The organism is Rahnella woolbedingensis, assembly GCF_003602095.1.
Classification (GTDB): Bacteria; Pseudomonadota; Gammaproteobacteria; order Enterobacterales; family Enterobacteriaceae; genus Rahnella; species Rahnella woolbedingensis.
In genome coordinates, this window is the sequence record NZ_RAHH01000005.1 from 63,684 (window position 1) to 85,291 (window position 21,608).

The following is a 21,608-nucleotide window of genomic DNA, read 5'->3' on the forward strand; positions in this document are numbered from 1 at the left end:
ATTAAAGATTATAGCTGTTTGTTCTCACGCCATTCACCCAGACTTCGCGCGCTTCACCTTGCGGCAGCACGATGCTCAGCGCGTTCCAGCCCGGTTTGAAATCCCCGCGCTGCGTCAGCGTGATGTTGATTCGCTGATCGTCACTCGAGATATCCCAGTTCAGCCACAGTGCATGATTCTGGTCCCAGCGATGGCTTTCGCCGTCGTCCTCAAACAACATGCCTGACGATTTAGCCTGACCTGGTGCCGGATATACGTGCAATTCACGTAATGTATCTTTGCTGGCATCAACATGCGCCAGACGGCAGGATTGCGGCAGCGCAGCGCCCGCGCGAACCAGCAGTGGCAGACGATCCAAAGGTGCATTCAGTGTGACTGTCTGACCGCCAGCAAACCATTCGCCGGTATAGAAATCGCACCAGCCGGTGCCGTTATCAGGCAGATAAACGTCACGCTCACGCTGACCTTCATCCACCACGCTGGCGACCAGCAAATCACGGCCCATCAGGAAATCGTCGGTTTCCGCGAAGGTATTTTGGTCGTGCTCGTGATCGAGGAATGTCGGGCGCAGCATCGGCTCGTCATCCGCATGAGCCTGCCATAACAAGGTGTAAAAATACGGCAGCAAACGGTAGCGCAGACGGATAGCGTCGCGGATAAGCGGCGTCACCTGCGGGTACATCCACGGCTCATTCACTGTGTGATCGTCATTCCATGAATGGATGGTAAAACGCGGATGCATCACGCCGTTTTGCACCCAGCGGACGAACAGTTCTGCATCCGGCTTATCGCCGGAAAATCCGCCGACATCGTGCCCGACGTTATACAAACCGGATAAACTCATGCCGATGCCCATGCGGGTGTTGTAACGCAGCGTCTGCCAGTTAGTGCGGTTATCGCCGCTCCACGTTTGCACATAACGCTGCATACCCGCACAACCGGAACGTGAAATCAGATACGGGCGGGTTTCCGGTGCAAAACTTTGCTGCGCTTCAAAAGATGCCCGCATCATCAGCAGCGGCATCACCGGCCGGATATGTTTGATGGCGATGGATTTGCCGAAGCCGTGGCAGCGCGCATCGCTGTCCCAGACTTCATATTCGTTATTGTCGTTCCACGTCGACCCGATGCCTTTTTGCAGCAACTGCTGGGTCACGCCCTTCTGCCACCAGCGGACGGCGGAAGGATGGGTGAAATCGAGATGCGAGCCTTCGTCGTCCCAGAATACAGAGCGTTCCGGTACATTGTTTTCGCTGTCGCGGATAAACAGCCCCTGCTCCGCGACCTGCCCGTACTGCGGGTGATCCTGCAACAGGCAAGGTTTGATATTGGCAGCCAGACGGATACCGGCGTCGAGAAACGCCTTTGACATCACTTCCGGCTCCGGCACTTTGTCGTAGTTCCAGTTGAAGACGTAACGCTTATTGCCAATCGACGTATAACCCGATGAAAGCTGGAACGAATCGCACGGAATTTCATGCTGCTGGCACAGAGTGATGAATTTCATCAGTTGCTGCTGGGCATCCGGCGCATCGGTGTAATACATGGTCGAGCCGCTGTAACCGAGGCTCCATTTCGGGCCAAAGGTGGTTTTACCGGTCAGACGGACCAGTTTTTTGGTAACGTCGAGAGTCGTTGGCCCGATGAAAAGGTAATAATCCAGATCGCCCGCTTCGGCGCTGAAACGACGATAAGGCAGATGGTAATTATCCAGTTCATTACCGAGATCTAACCAGACATTGCTGAGATTGTCGTAGAACACGCCAAAACTCACCTCATTACGGCGCGTCAGGGTGAACGGAATATGTTTGTACAACGGATCGGTGCTTGCGGCGTTGTAGCCCATCGCATCCAGATTGCGCATTTCAAAACGGCGACCACTGCGGTTGAGATCGCCGGCTTTTTCGCCCAGCCCGTACACGCCATCCCGCGCCTCGCGCAGCTGATAGTGCGCCGACGCATCGTTCTTAACGCCGAGCATGTACGCGCCGGTTTTACGGTCTTTCACCAGCGGCAGCCACGCGCCGTCCTCATTCTTATATTCCCACTCGAGCCACAACGGCTGATGCACCGTAACGCGCAGCGCGTCAGTGGTCAGCGTCAGGCCGTCTTCGCGTTGCTCCAGCTGGTAGCCGGGCAGTGAGAAGCCTTCGCTGCTCAGGCGGTCACGTCCTTCCCAGGGCACATCATTTTGTGGCGCAATGCTCCAGGTACGATCCAGCGCAAGTTCGCCATTGCGCTGAATAAATACGCGGATTAATCCCTGCTCCAGCACACGCAGGGAAAACAGATGCTTACCGTCAACCTGTAAATCAACGCCTGCGTCGTGTTGCCCGGCAAGCTCCCAGTGTTTTAACGTCTTCATACACTCTCCCTTTTTGCCGGATTGCGGCGTTCAGCGATCAGGGCAATCAGGAAGACTGCGCCGATCAAATCAAAGAATCCCATGGCGATAAACAGCGGATTGAAGCCCATTTTGTCGGCAACAGCGCCGATCAGAAGTGAAAACAGGAAGCTGGCGATCCATGCAGAAGATCCGCGCATACCATTCACCGTCGCCACCTGATTTTTATCAAATGTCTCGACCACTACGGCGCTCAGCATGCAGGAGATCACCTGATGGCCGAATCCGCCAATGGAGATCAGCGCGATGGCGGCGTACGGGCTTTGTGTCACGGCAACCAGCGCCAGAGACAGCATCATAAATGCGCCGGTGACGGAGCTGGCGACGATGGAGTTAATGCGGGTGCAGCCAAACACTTTGCGATACAGCGTGGTGAGATAGCCACTGGCAATACTGCCCAAATCGGCGGCCAGGAACGGCAGCCAGGCGAACATCACGATGTGTTTTAAATCCATCCCGCGTTCGTTGGCGAGGTACAGCGGCACCCAGAAACTGAACACGGCCCATGCGGGTTCAGCCAGAAATGCCGGAATGGCGATACCGTAGAATTTTTTGTTTTTGCAGACCACTTTCAGCGACTGGATAAACGGCAGACGCGTTTGTTGCGGCTCATTATCGGAGCGGATCAGCGCCAGTTCGTCTTTGCTTAAGTTCGGGTGTGTTTCCGGTGAATGGTAGAACTTCCACCACAGCAAAACCCAGAACATCGACAACACGCCGCAAAACAGGAAAGCCCCGCGCCAGCCAAATGACAGATGAGCAACCAGGATAATCGGCGGAGCCAGCATGGCGCCAATCGAGAAACCGACACCCGCCCAGCCTGCGGCGACCGGACGTTCCTTACGCGGGAACCAGTCGGAAATCGCTTTGGCATTGGCCGGCGTCGCCGCCGCCTCTGCGCTGCCCATAAAGAAGCGCAACACCGCCAGCTGGATCCAGCTGCCCGCACCGGCGTGCAGCATACAAACGACGGCCCAGATTGAAGCGCAAATCAGGAAACCCAGTTTTAATCCAATTACGTCAATCAGCCAGCCGCACAGCGGCTGGAAGATAGTATAAGCCGCCTGAAACGCCGCCACGATGTAGGAATATTGTTCGGTGGTCATGTTCAGGCTGGTTTTCAGTTCAGCCGCCAGCAGACCCAGAGAATTTCGCGTGACGTAGTTCACCGTCACGCCAAGCAGGAACAGCGCCAGCATCCACCAGCGTAAAGCTTTTATTTTTCGACGTCCGGCAACAGCGGTCGTTTCGGTGTTGATCTGAATTGTCATGTCCGTTCTCCCACCCGTCGGCTCGGCCGCAGATGATGTGTTATATGAGGTACTTCTGCAGAGTAGGCAGACGGATTTGTGAGCGAAACGTGATTTTTTGCAAAAGCTTTCACGCTATAACTGCTGGGCGAATTCAGGACGGATAAAAGCTTATGTGTTCCCGACCTTCTCAGGTGAAAAATTTTGCACGGACGATTTTGAAGGAGATCACAGTTTGAAAGGAAAGTTAAATATCCAGCAAATTGCCGACCAAACAGGGCTGTCCATCAGCACGGTTTCACGGGTTCTGGCGGGAAAAAATAATACCAGCAGCAAAGCTCGCGACTGCGTACTGGAGTGTGCGAAAGCTCAGGGAGTGTTCAGCGGGCTTTCCACCGGCAGGCTGATGCTCAATAACATCATGATTTTCGCCCCGGCCCGGGCTTTTGATGTGCGCAGCGATATTTTTTACTACAAGGCAATCCAGGGCATTCTGGCAGCCACCGCCAATCATGAAGTGCGTGTCCGCTACTGTGCGATGGAAGAAGAAAACGCCGACGCGGCGCTGTTTATCGCCAAAATGACGGACCCGATAACCGAAGCCGGGCTGCTGGTTGGCATTGACGATCCGCATATTCACCAGCTTGCCTCCGAGATGGGGAAACCTTGCGTGCTGGTTAACTGCTATGACCGCTTTATGCACCATGACAGCGTGAGCCCCGACCATCAGACGATGGGCGATTTTGCCTGCGATTATCTTTTTTCGCAGGGCCATAAGCACATCGTGACCGTGCAGTGTCTGCGCCGCCATACGATGGAACTGCGACTGACCGGCATCAAACAGGCGTTTGCGCGGCATCATCAGACCTTCTGTGACAAGCAACATTTGATTAATACTTCCGGATTTGGCGCACAGGAAAGTGAACAGGCACTGCTGGAATATCTGGATTCGTTGTCACCGGAACAGCCTGTTCCCACCGCCATTCTGGCCGGCGGCGATTTTATGGCGTCGGGCATCGTGTCGGCCTTGTCAAAACGCGGTTTGTCCGTACCGGGTGATATCAGTATTATCAGCACCGACGGGTTTAATCTGGCGGAGATCCACGACGTTCCACTGACCTCTGTCCATGTGCCGCGTGATGAACTGGGCGCAGAGGCGATTGCGTTACTTCAGCGCCGCATGCTTCGCCCTGATGCACCGCATACCACGCAGCTGTTACAAGGCAAACTGGTGGTGCGGGATTCGGTCAGAAAAGCCTCCGGACGCGCCGTAACATCACATCCGCATAAATTGTATGATCTGCAGCCGGACAGATAATTCTCATCTTTAGCTGACGTGACGCTTCACAGGCCTATACTGACGGTGATGGCGAATCATTAGCCGCACTTCAGTATCCGATGGTCAGAACACCTTTCTTTCACCTGCGGGTGAGCCTTGATAAGGAGATTCACGATGAATCACAGTTCAGAGAAGCGTTACAACAGTGTTATCCCTCCGTACATGCTTAACCGTATTATCGAACACGGATCAGAACCCCAGCGCCGGTGCGCGAAACAAACGCTGGTACACGTCAATACGCTGATGGCACAACCTTATGCGAAGCCGCAGAAGATTGTGACCGCCAAAGCCGGTCAGGTTGAGCGTGATATTTATGACGCTAAAAACACCACGCAACTGCCGGGCGAGTCAGTCCGTAAAGAAGGTCAGGCCAGTAATGGCGATGTGGCGGTTGATGAGGCCTTTGATTATCTCGGCGTCACTTATGATTTCTTCTGGCAGGCGTACAAACGCAACTCGCTCGATGGCAAAGGGCTGGCGCTGCTTGGCACCGTTCACTACGACAAAGGCTATCAGAATGCATTCTGGAACGGTCAGCAGATGGTCTTTGGTGACGGCGACGGAGAAATCTTCAACCGTTTCACTATCGCCATTGATGTGGTTGGGCATGAGCTTTCCCACGGTGTGACGGAATCTGAAGCCGGTCTGGACTATAACGGGCAATCGGGTGCGCTGAATGAATCGCTGTCGGATGTGTTTGGCTCGCTGGTGAAACAGTTCCATCTGAAACAAACCGCCGACAAAGCCGACTGGATTATCGGTGAAGGGCTGCTGGCAAAAGGCATTCACGGCACCGGCCTGCGTTCGATGTCCCATCCCGGCACCGCCTATGACGATCCGTTACTTGGCAAAGATCCGCAGCCTGCCGACATGAAAGGTTATGTGAACACCCGTGACGATAACGGCGGCGTACATATCAATTCAGGGATCCCTAACCGCGCATTTTATCTGGCGGCCACTAAACTGGGTGGGAACGCCTGGGAGCGTGCAGGTTATGTCTGGTATGACACGGTATGCGATAAATCCCTGGCGAAAGATGCTGACTTTGTTGCCTTCGCTCAGTTGACGGTCAAAAACGCGGACAAACGCTTTGACGATACCGTCGCACAAGCGGTGCGTGAAGCCTGGGAGCAGGTTGGAGTGATGTAAATGAAACCTTTAGATTCGCTGGAAAGTAATACGGTAATTGAAATCTACCGTGAGGGAGGGGTCGCATTTATCCCCAAACTCAGCGGACCGCGACGGGTCGAGCTTTCGGGCATGAGCGATGATAAACGGCGTGAAATTTGCCAGCTGATCAATAAAGCTTTGCCCTATGCTCAGGAAAAAGAAAACGCCGGTCGGGGTGACCAGCGTTATTTCCGTCTCGAGATTTACTACGCGTCGGCAGAGCATTCCGCCAGTCTGGTGGTGATTATTCCCGAAACCGAGACACCCGAAGAACTGGTCGATTTATGGAAGCAGGCTCTGCCCGACGATCACTCATCCGAATAAGGTGAATACGTAAACGTTACCCTTTTTTTAGAAATCATCCCATGCCCGTTTTGGCAGAAGTAATCTACCGCTCCGCAGGCTTTCAGTTCCTGCAACGGTTGCTGGCAATCCGGGCATAACGCCGTTTGCTTATAATTGGTATGGCACGTGTCACAGTGGAAGTGACCGCTTACCCAGCTCATCGGCTGACCGCAAACAGGACAGAGCGCATCCATCGTGTATCCCCTCTAAATGACGCCCAGCGTCCGCAGTAAATACAGACCCAGTGCAGTTGTGAAAAATGATCCCAGCGTCGTGACGGCAATAATGTTGGCCGCCAGCGTGGCATTACCGCCCATCGCGCGGGTCATAACGTAGCTGCCCGCCGCAGTCGGTGTACAGGAAAAGAGAAATATAACGCCGAGTGCCGCGTCGCGAAAGCCAAACAGCCATGCACCAAAGGTCATCAAAGCAGGCACAAATATCACACGCGAAGCAGAAGACCAGGCCGCCACGTTTGAACTGCGGAACATCGCTTTCCAGTCGAGGCTTGCTCCGGCACACAGCATCGCCAGCGGCAGCGCCATACCTGAAATAAAATCACCGGTACTGGCAATTGTCGGCAGCATCGGTAAATGGCTGTGCTGAAACGCCAGTCCGAGCAGCAGACCGATGATCAGCGGATTCGTCACAATCCCATGCAAAACAGGCTTTAGCCCGATACGTTTCCCCTGCCCGCCTTTCAGGCTGCGGGTCAGCGTAATCACGGACAGCACGTTGAAAAGAATCACCGTCACCGCCAGGTACATCGACCCCAGCGCAATGCCCTCGCTGCCAAATGCCAGCGACGCATAGGCCAGCCCGGCGATACCGGTATTCGCGCGAAATCCGCCCTGCACGAAAATGCCGCGCTCACGGGGATCTTTTACCAGCTTAATTGCCACCAGTTCCAGCAGCAGGAAGGTCACGACGGTACCAAGGCCACCATAAATGGCGAGCGGAAGATTAGAACCGGAAGAGTCGTGCCCTTGCGCCACGCTGAAAAACAGCAGACAAGGCAGCGCGATATTGAACACCAGACGGCTGGCTTTCTCGTTAAAACTGTCGTCCATCAGACCGGTGCGGCGTAAAACCATACCAAGCAAGAGGATCAATAAATTGGGAACCGTAACACCAAACGCAAAACTCCAGGTCTGCCAGAACATCCAGCCAGCTCCTTGCGTGAAAATGAAGACAAAAAAACGGGGTACATTTTCATGCACCCCGTCATTTTAGGATTTATTTTTCAGGTGCTGCATCAGACGTCGGCGCTTACGCTGCTGGTGCGGAGAAAGCGAGTTTTTCTTGCCTTCATAAGGGTTCTCACCCTCTTTGAACTGAATACGGATTGGCGTACCCATCACTTTCAATGAACGACGGAAATAGTTCATCAGATAGCGTTTGTAGGAATCAGCCAGATCTTTCACCTGGTTACCATGGATAACCACGATTGGCGGGTTATAGCCCCCGGCGTGAGCATATTTCAGCTTAACGCGACGACCGTTAACCAGCGGTGGCTGGTGATCGTCAGCGGCCATCTGCATGATACGGGTCAGTAAGGAAGTGCTTACACGCGTGGTTGCGCAGGTATAGGCTTCGTTGACTGATTCAAACAGGTTGCCGACGCCGCTGCCGTGCAGGGCAGAGATGAAGTGGATACGCGCGAAATCGACGAAACCGAGGCGCAGTTCCAGCTGATCTTTCACCTGCGCACGCGCTTCTTCGTTCATGCCGTCCCACTTGTTGACGACAATCACCAGTGAGCGCCCGCTGTTCAGAATGAAGCCTAACAGTGAGAGATCCTGATCGGAAATGCCTTCACGGGCATCGATGACCAGCATCACCACGTTGGCATCTTCGATCGCCTGAAGGGTTTTGATTACCGAGAATTTCTCCACGGTTTCCGTCACTTTACCGCGCTTACGCACACCGGCGGTGTCAATCAGAACGTATTCACGTTCGTCACGCACCATCGGGATATAAATACTGTCACGCGTGGTGCCCGGCATGTCGTATACCACGACGCGCTCTTCGCCCAGAATACGGTTAGTCAGTGTGGACTTACCTACGTTCGGACGTCCTACGATAGCCAGTTTGATTGGCAGAGACTGCGGGTCGAAATCGTCTTCCACGTCTTCAGGGATTTCATCGCCGGTGCCTTCCTGCTCAGCCCAGTAAGCGGCGTTAGCCTCTTCTTCGGTGAGTTCGACTTCTACCGGTTTTTCACCCACGAACGGGATCAGAACGTGTTCGATAAGCTGCGTAACGCCACGACCGTGGGAAGCGGCGATAGCATAAACTTCGCCCAGACCCAGCGAGTAGAAATCGCCTGCGGCGCTGTCAGGATCCAGACCGTCAGTTTTGTTCGCGACCAGGAAAGTGGCTTTTTCACGGCTGCGCAGATGCTGGGCAATACCCTGATCGGCAGGCATCAGGCCCGCACGTGCATCGACCATGAACAGCACAATATCCGCTTCTTCGATAGCGAGCAGAGACTGCCCCGCCATGCGGGTTTCAACGCCGTCTTCGGTACCGTCGATACCACCGGTATCCACGATGATGAATTCATTACCCTCAATTTCGGCACGACCATACTTGCGGTCACGCGTAAGACCCGGGAAATCCGCAACCAGCGCGTCACGCGTTTTGGTTAAACGGTTAAATAAAGTGGATTTCCCCACATTCGGGCGCCCTACAAGCGCAACGACAGGTATCATTTTGAAGCCTCAGTTTTTTAATATGGTGCAAAACGCAAATAGCTGGCCTGCAGAATTTCAATACAAACCACTATAATTCAAATTGTTACAACGCAACCACTCAAAGCCAGTTACGCAGATTTCAGAATACGAAACGGCCCCTGAGCAATTCAGGAGCCGTTTTAAAGCCTGAGATCAACCGATCTCAGAGCCAGACGCAGGTCGCGATATTAGCGGGTGAAGGAGTAAACTTCGCCACCTTTCGCCTGCACGACCAGCTTGTCACTGGCCACAATCGGTCCGCTCAGGAAGCCGTCACTGTCGACTTTCTGCTGAGCCACAAAACGACCGTCTGTGGTGTTAATCCAGTGCAGATAACCTTCGGAATCACCGACTACGATGTAACCATTATACAGCACCGGGGCTGTCAGGTTACGGTGCAATAATTCACTCTGACGCCACACGCTGACACCGCCCTGGGTATCAAGTGCCATCACGCGGTCATCCTGGTCAACCATATAGATGCGGCCGCCATCGACGATGATGTCGTTGACTGAGCCCACATCACGTTTCCACATGATCTGACCAGAACGAAGATCCATCGCCACCAGGCTGCCATTATAAGCCAGCGCATACACCGTGCCATCAACGATCACCGGCGTGGTGTCTACATCGCTCAGACGGTCAATTTCAGTGGTACCGGTCGTCTGGGAGATACGTTGTTGCCAGATCAGCTGACCTTCTTTCATCAGCACTGCGCTGACGCGGCCGTTGTCACCACCGACGATAGCCGCACCAAACGCCACGGCTGGAGCCGATTCGCCACGCAGGGAAAGCGTTGGCATATCGAGGTTAGCTGTCCACTGGATAGTACCATCGGATTCGCTCAGACCCTGCAACATACCGTTGCCGGTGTGTACCAGAACGAGGCCATCGCTGACAACCGGACGGGACAATGCTTCACCCGCAACTTTGGTCTGCCATGCCACGGTGCCGTCAGTGGTGTTCAATGCATACACCACCGCTTTTTCGCTGCCGACATACACATGACTACCCGATACGGTCAGGCCGCCAGAAAGCTGTGCGGAAATGTTCCGGGAGAGGAAGCCGGTCTTTTCAGACAGGTTAACGCTCCATTTTTCTTTACCGCTGTCGGCGTCGAGTGCTTTAACCACACCAAAACGATCAGCCGCATAGATAGTGCTGTCCTGCCAGGCCGGACGCAGGTTGGAATAGAAGTCGCCTACACCATCCCCTACGGATTTGCTCCAGACTTTGGTCGGAGTAAATTGATTCTCAACTTTTGGCAGCGGAGACATTTTTACCACGTCTTCTTCGCTGTTAAACAATGAACAGCCACTCAGCAGGGCAACAGAAACCCATCCTACCAAGAGTGTTTTACGCAATTGCATCGGGGTTCCCCTTAGCTGGCTAAGTTGTTCAATTTCATACGCAGCACAGTTTGCAGCGTTTGAGAGGGTTTAGAATCGAGTCCTTTGCTGTAGGCTTCACGTGCGCCTTTTGCATCGCCTTTCGCAAGCAGAACATCACCACGGATGCCTTGCTGCATAGCCGCCCAGCCTTCACCCTTCACGCCATCTAACGTTTTGAGTGCATCATCAAATTTGCCTTGTTGCATCTGGATACGAGCCAGACGTAAATTCACCAGCGAGCGTAAATTATCTTCTTTAGCCTGACCTTGCGCCTGAACTAACTGCTTTTCAGCATTCGCGAAATCTTTGGTCTCAACGAAATGATCAGCCAGTTGCAGGGCAGCAAACACCCCGTAATTATTGTCATTGCTCTGAGCAAACTTCTCAAGACTGGCCACGCCCTGCGCATTATTGCCAGTCATCGACTGATTCGCTTTCTGGAAAGACGCAGAAGCTTCCGTCAGGGCTGAGTCGTGGTGACTCTGCCAGAAACGCCAGCCGCCCAGGGCTGCAATACCCAGAACAACGCCGATGGCCAGCGCTTTACCATTTTCGGCAAAGAAGCGACGTACAGCATCAACCTGTTCATTCTCAGTGGTATAGACTTCCACAGTGTCCTTCTCCTTAACCCAACATCGAGGCCAGACGCGCGGCGATTTCGCTCTGCGCCAGCGTTTCTTGCGTTCCACTCTGCAGGTCTTTTACCACAACCTGCTGATTAGCAACTTCATCTTCGCCTAATACCAGGGCAATGCGTGCACCCCATTTATCAGCACGGGCGAATTGCTTTTTGAAGTTACCACCACCGTAGTTAGTCATTAATTTCAGTTCAGGCAATGCATCACGCAATTTTTCAGCCAGTTGCATGGCCGCGCTTTGCGTACCGGCGCCGGAAGAAATCACGTAGGCGTCGACAGTTGACGGCGCTTTGAATTCCGGGTTTACGGCCTGAACCAGTAATACCAGACGCTCAAGGCCCATAGCAAAACCGACTGCAGGCGTTGCACGGCCACCCAGTTGTTCGACCAGACCGTCGTAACGGCCACCGGCACATACGGTACCTTGTGAGCCTAAACTGTTAGTTACCCATTCGAACACGGTGCGGTTGTAATAATCCAAACCGCGCACAAGTCGCTGATTAACCGTATATGGGATGCCAGACTGCTCTAAAAGTTCACACAGGCCTGCAAAGTGTTCTCTTGATTCTTCATCAAGATAATCACCCAGCTCCGGCGCATCATTTAATAATGCCTGGATATCCGGATTTTTAGAATCCAGAACGCGCAGCGGATTGCTGTACATGCGACGTTTGCAGTCTTCATCCAGCTTGTCTTTGTGCTGCTCAAGGAAAGCCACCAGCGCGTCACGATAGTTGGCGCGGGCTTCCAGTGAACCGATAGAGTTCAGTTCCAGTGCAACGTGTTCAGAAATTCCCAGCGCACGCCACCAGCGGGCAGTCAGCAGAATTAATTCCGCATCAACGTCAGGGCCTTGCAAGCCAAAGACTTCCACACCCAGCTGATTAAACTGACGATAGCGACCTTTTTGCGGGCGCTCGTAGCGGAACATCGGACCGATGTACCACAGACGCTGTTCCTGATTGTACAGCAGACCATGTTCAATTCCGGCGCGCACGCAGCCCGCCGTACCTTCCGGACGCAGCGTCAGGCTTTCGCCGTTGCGGTCTTCAAAGGTATACATTTCTTTTTCCACGACATCGGTCACTTCACCGATAGCGCGTTTAAACAATGGGGTCTGCTCTACAATCGGCATACGAATTTCGCTGTAGCCGTAGCTGCCGAGCACTTGTTTCAACGAACCTTCAATACGCTGCCACAGTGCTGTGTCTTCTGGCAGGTAGTCGTTCATGCCGCGAATGGCCTGGATATTCTTTGCCACGTCAGTTCTCTATCGTTTTATAAAAAATGAACCCGATTATAGGGGTTTTGTGTCCTGTGGTTCAACGCACAGTCTCAATCACCCCAGTCGGGTTCAATATAATAATGCAGGTATACCCGTCATTCTTCGAGTCGCAGATGCGTTGGCTGCCCTCACTCATCCGAACCACTTACCCGGATAAGCTCATCAGGATTCGTTTGATTGCCGCCTTCCTGCAACTCGAATTATTTGGGTGTAAGTATGACCCGCAACCGATGTTACTTTTCAAGATGATTGATAACGATACGTTTACTCTCATCCATAATCGCTGCTTTGGCGCGAATTTTTGCTTCTAACTGATCGATCATATCGGTGTTATCAAAGCGTTCTTTTTGACGGACACCGTCTTCATAAAAACCGCTTTTATTATGACCGCCGGTCACGCCGATGGTAGAAACCAGCGCTTCGCCCGGACCATTCACCACACAACCAATGATCGAAACGTCCATTGGCGTGATGAGGTCTTCAAGACGCTGCTCTAACGCATTGACCGTGCCGATGACATCAAACTCCTGACGTGAACAGGTCGGACAGGCAATGAAGTTGATACCACGGGAGCGGATGCGCAGTGATTTGAGGATATCGAAGCCAACCTTCACTTCTTCAACCGGATCAGCCGCCAGTGAAATACGCAGCGTATCGCCGATACCTTCAGATAACAGCAAGCCGAGGCCGATGGCCGATTTAACCGAGCCTGCACGCAGGCCACCCGCTTCGGTGATCCCCAGATGCAATGGCTGAACAATTTGTTTGGCCAGCAGACGGTATGACTCAACGGCCAGGAACACGTCAGACGCTTTTACGCTGACTTTAAACTGATCAAAGTTGAGACGGTCAAGAATATCGACATGGCGCATCGCTGATTCCAGCAACGCCTGCGGCGTAGGTTCACCGTACTTTTCCTGGATATCTTTTTCCAGAGAACCGCCGTTCACACCGATACGGATAGGAATATTTTTGTCGCGTGCGCAATCCACCACAGAGCGGATGCGGGATTCGTTACCGATGTTACCCGGGTTAATACGCAGGCAATCTACGCCGTATTCTGCAACCTGCAGGGCGATGCGGTAATCGAAATGAATATCAGCGACCAGCGGGACGTTAACCTGCTGTTTGATAAGTTTGAATGCTTCAGCCGCATCCATTGTGGGCACAGAAACGCGAACAATATCGACACCGACGCGTTCCAGTGATTTGATCTGTGCGACTGTCGCCGCGACATCTGTGGTGCGGGTGTTGGTCATCGATTGCACTGCAATCGGTGCTCCGTCACCTACAGGCACCTTGCCGACATAAATCCGGGTTGATTTGCGACGGGTAATGGGTGCTTGGTTATGCATTACTTCACTCTCCATCGTTGCAATCGTCTGACAAACTGCCGATTACTCGGCAGCTAAGGTCAGGCGCGCAACACGGCTTGATTTTACAAAACGACTTAAATCAACCGGCTTGCCCTGGAACTGGATATCAACCGCACCCGGCGCACCGATTTTCAGTTTATACGGCGCAGTGCCCTTCACGCTGAAGGTTTCACCGCCTTTCTTCATGCCGCTGAACAGCGTTTTACCTGACGCGTCATCAATCTGGAACCAGCAATCCGCTTTAAAAGTAAAAGTGACCGCTTGCGGATCCGCACCCGCTGCCGCAGCAGTTTGTGCATCACCGGTTGGCAGACCGTTTTCAGCGGTGGCTGGCTGGCTGGTAGAAACGGCAGCAGGTGCCTGTTCTGTTGGCGCAGTCGTCGCTGGCGCACTGTTGGCTGTCGCCGCAGGTGCTGTGTTTAACGCAATGCTGTTCTGCGCTTGCGGTGCATTGGCATCAGTTGCTGGCGCAGAAGAAGTATCGTCTGTGGTCGGTGCTGAATTCGCATTATCGCCCAGAGGAATAGTCTGCCCCTGGCCGTTATCCTGATTCAGCTGTGCCGATGACTGATCGGCCATGGTAGCGATTTCCTGCTGTTGCGCCTGATGATTTTGCCACCACCACGCACCCGTCAGACCAATCACGACAAACACCACCAGCCAGGTAAAGCCCATCAACCAGCCATCGCGTTTTTTGCGAGACTTACCGAGAGAGAACCCTTGCATTGATGCCACTTTAGGCACTTTGATTGGCGCTTGCTTACCGATCAGACCTAATAATTCTTCTTCAGGTACATGAACCAGCTTGGCATAAGAACGCAGATAACCACGCAGGAAAGTCGGCGCAAGATCGGCCGGCGTCGTTTCTTCTTCGATTTGGCGAATAGTTGAGACTTTCAGACACAGGCGTTCTGCAACAGCCTGATGGCTAAGACCTAACTCTTCACGAGCCTGACGCAGACGTTCGCCTGTGGTCAGTTTTGCATTATTTTCTTGGGAGGCTTCAGTATTCATTGGCTAAGAACTGCTGGTACTGTTTAGATTGTGGGTAACTACGCGCAAGTTGCTTACCGTAGCGTTGAACGCTATCCGGTTTGCCCGCTAACGCAGCGAATCGAATTTGTAACATGATGCTGTCAGCAGTGGCTGGCAGAACATGTTGATATACATCCAGTAAAAGTTTCGCCTGAGCGCGGTTCCCTTTCCCAAATTCATTGGTTGCCTCAGTCAGCAGGGGTGCACCTTTATCGGGATCCACTTTCAATGCCCGGCTTAGTAACACTCGCGCCTCCTCATTCTGATTGGCCTTCAGAAAACAGTAGCCTGCATTTTCCAGACTGTCAGCAGCCTGACCGTAATCAGGCGCATTAGCCGCTGCGCTAAACTGCTGTTGTGCCGGTACATACTGCCCTAAACTACACAAAAACGCACCGTAATTATTTAAGACAGTCCCATTTTGCGGCGCCAGCTGCAGCGCTTGCTGGTAGCGGCTTTCTGCGGCTTTCTGATTGCCGTTTTTTTGCTCGTAAAGCGCCATGCCCAGTTGCGTCCGATAATCCTGCGGCGCACCGTCAACGGCTTTCTGCAAATTTTGTTTTGCTGCGTCCATGTTCCCTTGATTCAGGTACGCCATACCCAACTCGAGGCGCGTTTGTGCTGCGCCACTGGCCGGTTGCGACTCTTTAGGTGAACTGGAACAGCCCGCCAGCAAAGCCACAGACATGCCTGCAGCTATCAACATTTTTACACTGCCCTTCATTGTCATGCTTAATTCCCTTTACCCTGCCACCGACAACAAAACGGCGGGCTTCACGTCAACGCAAAGTCCCGCACTCACCTTCTGGCGATTAAACGGCTTTAACAGAAATCTGCTGCTCGCCAGCCATTTTTTTCTTCAGCGTACGTTTGGTACGATCGATTACATCACCGGCTAACTGACCGCACGCGGCATCAATGTCATCGCCACGGGTTTTGCGCACGATAACCGTAAAGCCATAATCCATCAGGACTTTAGAGAAACGATCGATACGACTGTTCGAGCTGCGGCCATACGGCGCGCCCGGGAACGGGTTCCATGGGATCAGGTTAATCTTGCATGGCGTATTTTTCAGACGCTCTGCCAGTTCGTGTGCATGCTCGGTGCCATCATTGATGTGATCCAGCATAACGTACTCAATCGTCACACGACCCTGGTTGGCATTGGATTTGCCAATATAGCGTTCAACCGCAGCCAGGAACATGTCGATATTATATTTGCGGTTAATCGGCACGATTTCGTCACGAATGGTGTCGTTCGGTGCATGCAGGGAAATCGCCAGTGCGACGTCAATCATATCGCCCAGTTTATCCAGTGCAGGCACGACACCTGATGTGGAAAGCGTTACGCGACGTTTTGACAGACCAAAACCGAAATCATCCAGCATGATTTCCATCGCCGGAACCACGTTATTGAGGTTCAGCAACGGCTCGCCCATGCCCATCATCACCACGTTGGTGATAGGACGCGTACCCGCCACTTTTGCAGCGCCGATAATTTTTGCCGCACGCCATACCTGACCGATAATTTCGGACACGCGCAGATTACGGTTAAAGCCCTGTTGCGCCGTGGAGCAGAAGGTACATTCCAGCGCACAGCCTACCTGAGAAGAAACGCAAAGCGTCGCACGGTCGCCGTCCGGGATATACACGGTTTCGACCAGCTGTCCGCCTACCTGAATAGCCCATTTAATGGTGCCGTCAGTGGAACGTTGTTCTGAAGCGACTTCCGGTGCACGAATTTCGGCAACGCGGGCCAGCTTTTCACGCAGCACTTTGTTGATATCGGTCATTTGCTCGAAATCATCGCTGCAGTAGTGATACATCCACTTCATGACCTGATCAGCACGGAACGGTTTTTCGCCCATGTTGATGAAGAACTCACGCATTTGTTTGCGGTTAAGGTCAAGAAGGTTAATTTTTGCGGCAGCAGGCGCAACAACGGCGACGGCTTCTGCGGAAGTTTGGGTAGTCTCAGACAAGGTTTGCTCGGGCGTGTTGAATTCTGACATGAAAAAATGGCCTCGTTGTTACACGTTATGGCGTATTGGAAGTGCAGAGCCGGTTGTTTTTTATAAACACCACAAACACATGGCCTGCAAATAAATTGCGCCCCGAAGAGGCTGGCTCATTCGGGGCGCAACATTGTACAAATTTTAGGGCACGGTTGCCATGTTTGGAAAGTGACTGTTACAAAATTCTTGCGAATTTGCGGCACATCTTCCAGCAAAGCTTACCCAAAAATCTTAACGCGGGCAGATTTCGCTTTCGGTGAAGAAGTAAGCGATTTCGCGTTGTGCAGATTCTACAGCGTCAGAACCGTGAACAGCGTTAGCAGTGAAGCTGTCAGCGAAGTCTGCACGCAGGGTACCTGCCAGAGCGTTGTCCGGGTTAGTTGCGCCCATGATGTCACGGTTACGCTGAACAGCGTTTTCGCCTTCCAGAACCTGAACCATGATCGGGCCAGAGGTCATGAACTCAACCAGACCGTCAAAGAAAGGACGGCCTTTGTGTTCTGCGTAGAAACCTTCAGCTTGTTCTTTAGTCAGTTTCAGCATTTTAGACGCGATGATGGTGAAACCCGCGCGTTCGAAGCGTGCGTAGATAGCACCGATGTCGTTGTTAGCTACGGAGTTTGGCTTGATGATGGAGAAAGTGCGTTCGATAGTCATGAAAAAACCTCTGTCTGACTTTTATAGGTAGGGCCGGTTAATTTAATGTTATACCTGCCGTAAAATGGCGGTGATTATAGGGAGCGAAGTTAAGATTGCCTACCCGAATCACAACATTTAATTAAAAAAATGTGTGATTGATTCACTATCGAACCTAAACCGCACATTTCTCTTAAACAAAACAAGGGCAAAACGGCGTTCTGCCCCTGATTTTATGCCTGACCTGACGACGGAATAATGTTCCGCAGCCAACTGCCCCATTTGCGCTGATAGAATGGCTGGGTGTGGCTTATCAGATAATGGCTGATACCGCGTTCCTTTTCAGAAACGATACAGAAATCCACCGGACGATCATCTGGAGACGTTTCGCTCGCCACATTGCCCGCCTCGCGGATCAGCGCGTCGATTTCCTGCTCATCGCCATCCGCTTCCACACCAATCAGCAGGTTCGGCTGGTCGTCTGCGGCTTTATCGTGGATCAGCGCCATAAACGCGCGGCGCACCGGCTTCTTCTGTGTGAACAGCGTGGTCAGTGCGTCGATCATCGCAGACGGATATTCCTCCGGCTTGCCAATCAGCAGCTGGCTCTCTTTATCCAGCACCAGCTCCGACGGCGCATGCAGCCCGCCATTGCTCAGCAACAACGTGACTTCGTTCGGGGTGAATTCCTTGCCGTATTCCGACTTCGGATTCAGAAACAATTCTTCCCCTTGTGTCATTTCAAACAACACGCGGGCGGGCAGCGCGACAAACGCCTGCTCATCCGGACTTTCACCGGCGCTGGCTTTTTCCAGGACATCTACCGAAGAAAAGAAAGGAATGATTGAACTGCCGTCCTGCTTTTCCCAGTGCAAAATATTCAGTTCACTGCCTGCGGTGATCGCCACACTGCCCTGCTTTTCAGCGTCATCCTGCCCCGCATCACCCAGCACAAAAACGGTGGATTCCAGCAAGGTTTGATAAAACGCCGGACGCCAGGCCGGTGCGGTGACAGACAGGCGAAGCAGGCGCTCCAGCTCGTTTTCACCGTCGGTCGCCGCCGCGCCAGCAGGAAGATGATCGTGTGGGACACTCATGATTCTTGACTCCGGTAATGGTATAAAACGGGGCGCCATTAAGCGCCCCGTTGTACAAACAATGACTTATACCCAAAAAATTCGAGTTGCAGGCATGCGGCAAGCGAATGAATCCCGATGAGCTTACTCAGGTAAGTGTTTCGGGTGAGTAAACGCAGCCAACGCATCTGTAACTCGAAGTATGACGGATATTTATTTCGCTTTGGCTAACAATAAGTTGGCCACGGTACGCACGCCTAAACCGGTCGCACCGGCAGACCACTGGTCAGCCGCGCTTTTACGGTAAGTGGCGGAGCAGTCGATGTGCAGCCAGCCTTTCTTATATTCAGTCACGAAATGAGACAGGAACGCCGCTGCCGTGCTCGCGCCCGCAGTGTGAGCAGGACCCGCAATGTTGTTCAGCTCAGCAAAGTTAGACGGCAGATGCGAACGGTGGAACTCTTCCAGCGGCAGACGCCAGAAAGGTTCGTTTTCGGCCTTCGCGCTTTCCAGCAGTTCGCCGGCCAGTGCGTCGTCAAAACTGAACAGCGCGTGGTAATCGTTGCCCAGTGCCGTTTTTGCCGCACCCGTGAGCGTTGCCGCATCGATGATAAGTTCCGGGTTTTGCGCAGACGCATCGATCAGGCCATCAGCCAGTACCAGACGGCCTTCGGCGTCGGTGTTCATCACTTCAACGGTTTTGCCATTGCGATAACGGATGATATCGCCGAGTTTCAGCGCATTGCCGCTGACCATGTTGTCCGCGCAGCACAGGTACAGTTTTACGCGTTTATTCAGGCCGTTAGCCGCTGCCAGTGCCAGTGCGCCGGTCAGAGTCGCGGCTCCCCCCATATCGGCTTTCATGGAGTCCATAGAAGCGCTTGGCTTGAGGCTGTAACCGCCGGTGTCGAAGGTAATACCTTTGCCGACCAGGCAGGCGTAAACCGGAGCATCACCGTCGCCGCTCGGGTTGTAATCGAGTGCCAGCAATACCGGCTGACGGTCAGAACCACGGCCGACAGTGTGGATGCCCATGTAACTTTGCTGACGCAGATCGTCACCTTTGGTGATGCGGTAGCTGACTTTCTCGTTGCCAAATTCACACATCAGATCAACGGCGCGGGTGGCCAGCTGTTCAGGGGATAAATCTTCCGCCGGGGTATTAATCGTGTTACGCACCCAGTCGATGATCTTCAGGCGTTGTTTCAGCGTGTTCGCGTCATCTTCAGACAGTTCAGCCCATTCAACATTGCGCGTGCCTTTCGGACCACGGAAGCCCTGCCAGAATGCCCAGCTATTTTCGAGGCTCCAGCCTTCACCCGCCAGTTTGACGTTTTTCACGCCCTGACCGTCGATGCGGCGTGCCGCGCGGGAGATAGCCGTCAGCGCGTCGCCGTCTTTCAGGTGAATGGTCATACCGGCGGCATCCGTGCTCAGTGTTGCCTTTTCGCCCCAGCGTGCATCCGCTGGCTCAGAGGAAAGGAAAACGGACATCGCTTCATTGGTCGTTACTTCGGAACTCATAACAGGACTCCTGATTGTTTTTATCTTCAATGAATATTCATTATCAATGACAGGCAAATCACCCGTTCAGCGGGTGGCACTTCATTTCGTATAAACAGGGGGCAATTCACGCAGGCGGCCCACTGATTTCACCACCAGCGCAATCGCGTAATCAATTTCTTCTTCCGTGGTCCAGCGTCCGAGAGAAAAACGGATGGAGCCGTGCGCCAGTTCCTCGCTTAATCCCAGCGCACACAGCACATAAGAGGGTTCAAGACTGGCGGAAGTACAGGCTGAACCGGACGACACGGCCAGATCTTTGAGCGCCATAATCAGGGATTCCCCTTCAACATCGGCAAAACTGACGTTGAGAATATTTGGCGCGGCATGTTTCGGCGTGCCGTTAAGAAACACCTGATCAAGCTGCTGAATACCTTTCCACAAACGATCGCGCAGTGCGCTCAGACGTGCCACTTCGGCAGTCATTTCTTCTCTGGCAATGCGATATGCTTCGCCCATTCCGACAATCTGATGCACCGGCAACGTCCCGGAACGCATACCGCGCTCATGGCCACCGCCGTGAATTTGCGCGTCAATCCGCACTTTCGGTTTGCGGCTGACATACAGCGCGCCAATGCCTTTCGGGCCGTAAATCTTGTGCGCAGAAAATGACATCAGATCCACTTTCAGTTGACTGACATCAATCGCAATTTTGCCCACACTTTGGGTCGCATCTACATGGAACAAAATACCGCGACTGCGGCACAGTTCGCCGATTGCCGCAATATCCTGCACCACGCCGGTTTCATTATTCACCTGCATGACTGACACCAGAATCGTGTCCGGGCGCAGTGCCGCTACAATCATAGCAGGAGGAATAATACCGTCAGCCTGCGGAGCTAAATAAGTGACGTCGAAGCCTTCGGTTTCCAGTTGAGTACAGGTGTCTAACACCGCTTTGTGTTCCGTCTGGCTGGTGATGATATGTCTGCCTTTCTCACGCTGCGCGTGGGCGGCACCTTTAATCGCCAGGTTGTCAGATTCTGTCGCGCCCGATGTGAAAACAATTTCACGCGGATCAGCATTAATCAGCTCAGCAATCTGGTTGCGCGCGACATCCACCGCCTCCTCGGCCTGCCAGCCAAACCGGTGAGAGCGGGAAGCCGGGTTACCGAAAGTACCGTCGAGTGTTAAACACTGCATCATCATCTTCGCCACTCGCGGATCAACCGGCGTGGTGGCAGAATAATCGAGATAAATAGGTAATTTCATGGCAGGTAAGCTCCGGACTGCGCGTTCGGCTTCGAACGAAAGAATGAAAAAAACGACATCCAGTTTAAAACGGGTTCGCAGATTCTTAAAAGGGAAATGACACTTTGCGGGCACTAATCGGTAAGAATTGACGTCTTA

Annotated in this window: 19 protein-coding genes; 3 read left to right on the forward strand and 16 right to left on the reverse strand. The window is 53.0% G+C overall.

Annotation, left to right across the window (positions count from 1 at the left end):
* Nucleotide 1 precedes the first annotated feature (1 nt).
* Both D6C13_RS05015 and D6C13_RS05020 read right to left on the reverse strand, forming a co-directional pair.
* The gene (locus D6C13_RS05015; RefSeq protein WP_120131733.1) at nt 2–2,365 is read right to left on the reverse strand and encodes a glycoside hydrolase family 31 protein; all 2,364 of its coding nucleotides are present in this window, start codon (nt 2,363–2,365) and stop codon (nt 2–4) included.
* Complete coding sequence (locus D6C13_RS05020) at nt 2,362–3,675, reverse strand: MFS transporter (protein ID WP_120131734.1); 1,314 nt, start codon at nt 3,673–3,675, stop codon at nt 2,362–2,364. Before D6C13_RS05020 ends, D6C13_RS05015 begins: the two co-directional genes overlap by 4 nt.
* 214 nt (nt 3,676–3,889) lie before the next feature.
* Between D6C13_RS05020 and D6C13_RS05025 the strand changes: the two genes are divergently transcribed.
* The 3 genes from D6C13_RS05025 (at nt 3,890) to D6C13_RS05035 (ending at nt 6,487) form a co-directional block, all read left to right on the forward strand.
* Nucleotides 3,890–4,972 carry a LacI family DNA-binding transcriptional regulator gene (locus D6C13_RS05025; RefSeq protein WP_120131859.1) on the forward strand — a complete coding sequence of 361 codons (1,083 nt, stop codon included), beginning with the start codon at nt 3,890–3,892 and terminating at the stop codon, nt 4,970–4,972.
* Nucleotides 4,973–5,107: 135 nt separating this feature from the next.
* Complete coding sequence (locus tag D6C13_RS05030) at nt 5,108–6,142, forward strand: M4 family metallopeptidase (RefSeq protein ID WP_120131735.1); 1,035 nt, start codon at nt 5,108–5,110, stop codon at nt 6,140–6,142.
* The gene (locus tag D6C13_RS05035) at nt 6,143–6,487 is read left to right on the forward strand and encodes a protealysin inhibitor emfourin (RefSeq protein WP_120131736.1); all 345 of its coding nucleotides are present in this window, start codon (nt 6,143–6,145) and stop codon (nt 6,485–6,487) included.
* Here the strand turns inward: D6C13_RS05035 and D6C13_RS05040 are convergent.
* From D6C13_RS05040 to D6C13_RS05105, 14 genes are all read right to left on the reverse strand, one after another.
* The gene (locus tag D6C13_RS05040) at nt 6,472–6,702 is read right to left on the reverse strand and encodes a zinc ribbon domain-containing protein (RefSeq protein WP_120131737.1); all 231 of its coding nucleotides are present in this window, start codon (nt 6,700–6,702) and stop codon (nt 6,472–6,474) included. The genes D6C13_RS05035 and D6C13_RS05040 overlap by 16 nt on opposite strands.
* Nucleotides 6,703–6,714: 12 nt before the next feature.
* On the reverse strand, nt 6,715–7,671 hold the full coding sequence (locus tag D6C13_RS05045) for an AEC family transporter (RefSeq protein WP_120131738.1): 957 nt from the start codon (nt 7,669–7,671) through the stop codon (nt 6,715–6,717).
* A gap of 66 nt (nt 7,672–7,737) precedes the next feature.
* Complete coding sequence (der, locus tag D6C13_RS05050; protein ID WP_120131739.1) at nt 7,738–9,222, reverse strand: ribosome biogenesis GTPase Der; 1,485 nt, start codon at nt 9,220–9,222, stop codon at nt 7,738–7,740.
* 209 nt (nt 9,223–9,431) lie between these two features.
* Entirely contained in the window at nt 9,432–10,613 is a 1,182-nt protein-coding gene (bamB, locus tag D6C13_RS05055) for an outer membrane protein assembly factor BamB (protein ID WP_120131740.1), read from the reverse strand.
* 11 nt (nt 10,614–10,624) lie between these two features.
* On the reverse strand, nt 10,625–11,245 hold the full coding sequence (locus D6C13_RS05060; RefSeq protein ID WP_120131741.1) for a YfgM family protein: 621 nt from the start codon (nt 11,243–11,245) through the stop codon (nt 10,625–10,627).
* 13 nt (nt 11,246–11,258) lie between these two features.
* Nucleotides 11,259–12,533, reverse strand: a complete 1,275-nt coding sequence (hisS, locus tag D6C13_RS05065; protein ID WP_120131742.1) for a histidine--tRNA ligase — start codon at nt 12,531–12,533, stop codon at nt 11,259–11,261.
* 257 nt (nt 12,534–12,790) lie between these two features.
* Nucleotides 12,791–13,912: a flavodoxin-dependent (E)-4-hydroxy-3-methylbut-2-enyl-diphosphate synthase gene (gene ispG / locus D6C13_RS05070; RefSeq protein WP_120131743.1), complete on the reverse strand. Its 1,122-nt coding sequence runs from the start codon at nt 13,910–13,912 to the stop codon at nt 12,791–12,793.
* Between the two features lie 42 nt (nt 13,913–13,954).
* Nucleotides 13,955–14,947, reverse strand: a complete 993-nt coding sequence (gene rodZ / locus D6C13_RS05075) for a cytoskeleton protein RodZ (protein ID WP_120131744.1) — start codon at nt 14,945–14,947, stop codon at nt 13,955–13,957.
* The gene (pilW, locus tag D6C13_RS05080) at nt 14,937–15,674 is read right to left on the reverse strand and encodes a type IV pilus biogenesis/stability protein PilW (RefSeq protein ID WP_208642860.1); all 738 of its coding nucleotides are present in this window, start codon (nt 15,672–15,674) and stop codon (nt 14,937–14,939) included. Before pilW ends, rodZ begins: the two co-directional genes overlap by 11 nt.
* A 106-nt stretch (nt 15,675–15,780) precedes the next feature.
* The gene (rlmN, locus tag D6C13_RS05085) at nt 15,781–16,980 is read right to left on the reverse strand and encodes a dual-specificity RNA methyltransferase RlmN (RefSeq protein ID WP_279630046.1); all 1,200 of its coding nucleotides are present in this window, start codon (nt 16,978–16,980) and stop codon (nt 15,781–15,783) included.
* 234 nt (nt 16,981–17,214) lie between these two features.
* Entirely contained in the window at nt 17,215–17,640 is a 426-nt protein-coding gene (gene ndk / locus D6C13_RS05090) for a nucleoside-diphosphate kinase (RefSeq protein ID WP_013574367.1), read from the reverse strand.
* A gap of 212 nt (nt 17,641–17,852) precedes the next feature.
* On the reverse strand, nt 17,853–18,716 hold the full coding sequence (sseB, locus tag D6C13_RS05095) for an enhanced serine sensitivity protein SseB (RefSeq protein ID WP_120131746.1): 864 nt from the start codon (nt 18,714–18,716) through the stop codon (nt 17,853–17,855).
* 192 nt (nt 18,717–18,908) lie between these two features.
* Nucleotides 18,909–20,219 (reverse strand): aminopeptidase PepB, encoded by a 1,311-nt coding sequence (gene pepB, locus D6C13_RS05100; RefSeq protein ID WP_167457986.1) that lies wholly within the window; start codon nt 20,217–20,219, stop codon nt 18,909–18,911.
* Nucleotides 20,220–20,300: 81 nt separating this feature from the next.
* Nucleotides 20,301–21,470: an IscS subfamily cysteine desulfurase gene (locus tag D6C13_RS05105; protein WP_120131747.1), complete on the reverse strand. Its 1,170-nt coding sequence runs from the start codon at nt 21,468–21,470 to the stop codon at nt 20,301–20,303.
* Nucleotides 21,471–21,608 lie beyond the last annotated feature (138 nt).

What these genes read in the sequence shown, in the direction of transcription:
- D6C13_RS05015 (WP_120131733.1), bottom strand. Translation starts at nt 2,365, where the DNA reads ATGAAGACGTTAAAACACTGGGAGCTTGCCGGGCAACACGACGCAGGC.
- D6C13_RS05020 (WP_120131734.1), bottom strand. Translation starts at nt 3,675, where the DNA reads ATGACAATTCAGATCAACACCGAAACGACCGCTGTTGCCGGACGTCGA.
- D6C13_RS05030 (WP_120131735.1), top strand. Translation starts at nt 5,108, where the DNA reads ATGAATCACAGTTCAGAGAAGCGTTACAACAGTGTTATCCCTCCGTAC.
- D6C13_RS05035 (WP_120131736.1), top strand. Translation starts at nt 6,143, where the DNA reads ATGAAACCTTTAGATTCGCTGGAAAGTAATACGGTAATTGAAATCTAC.
- D6C13_RS05040 (WP_120131737.1), bottom strand. Translation starts at nt 6,702, where the DNA reads ATGGATGCGCTCTGTCCTGTTTGCGGTCAGCCGATGAGCTGGGTAAGC.
- D6C13_RS05045 (WP_120131738.1), bottom strand. Translation starts at nt 7,671, where the DNA reads ATGTTCTGGCAGACCTGGAGTTTTGCGTTTGGTGTTACGGTTCCCAAT.
- der (WP_120131739.1), bottom strand. Translation starts at nt 9,222, where the DNA reads ATGATACCTGTCGTTGCGCTTGTAGGGCGCCCGAATGTGGGGAAATCC.
- bamB (WP_120131740.1), bottom strand. Translation starts at nt 10,613, where the DNA reads ATGCAATTGCGTAAAACACTCTTGGTAGGATGGGTTTCTGTTGCCCTG.
- ispG (WP_120131743.1), bottom strand. Translation starts at nt 13,912, where the DNA reads ATGCATAACCAAGCACCCATTACCCGTCGCAAATCAACCCGGATTTAT.
- rodZ (WP_120131744.1), bottom strand. Translation starts at nt 14,947, where the DNA reads ATGAATACTGAAGCCTCCCAAGAAAATAATGCAAAACTGACCACAGGC.
- pilW (WP_208642860.1), bottom strand. Translation starts at nt 15,674, where the DNA reads ATGTTGATAGCTGCAGGCATGTCTGTGGCTTTGCTGGCGGGCTGTTCC.
- rlmN (WP_279630046.1), bottom strand. Translation starts at nt 16,980, where the DNA reads ATGTCAGAATTCAACACGCCCGAGCAAACCTTGTCTGAGACTACCCAA.
- ndk (WP_013574367.1), bottom strand. Translation starts at nt 17,640, where the DNA reads ATGACTATCGAACGCACTTTCTCCATCATCAAGCCAAACTCCGTAGCT.
- sseB (WP_120131746.1), bottom strand. Translation starts at nt 18,716, where the DNA reads ATGAGTGTCCCACACGATCATCTTCCTGCTGGCGCGGCGGCGACCGAC.
- pepB (WP_167457986.1), bottom strand. Translation starts at nt 20,219, where the DNA reads ATGAGTTCCGAAGTAACGACCAATGAAGCGATGTCCGTTTTCCTTTCC.
- D6C13_RS05105 (WP_120131747.1), bottom strand. Translation starts at nt 21,470, where the DNA reads ATGAAATTACCTATTTATCTCGATTATTCTGCCACCACGCCGGTTGAT.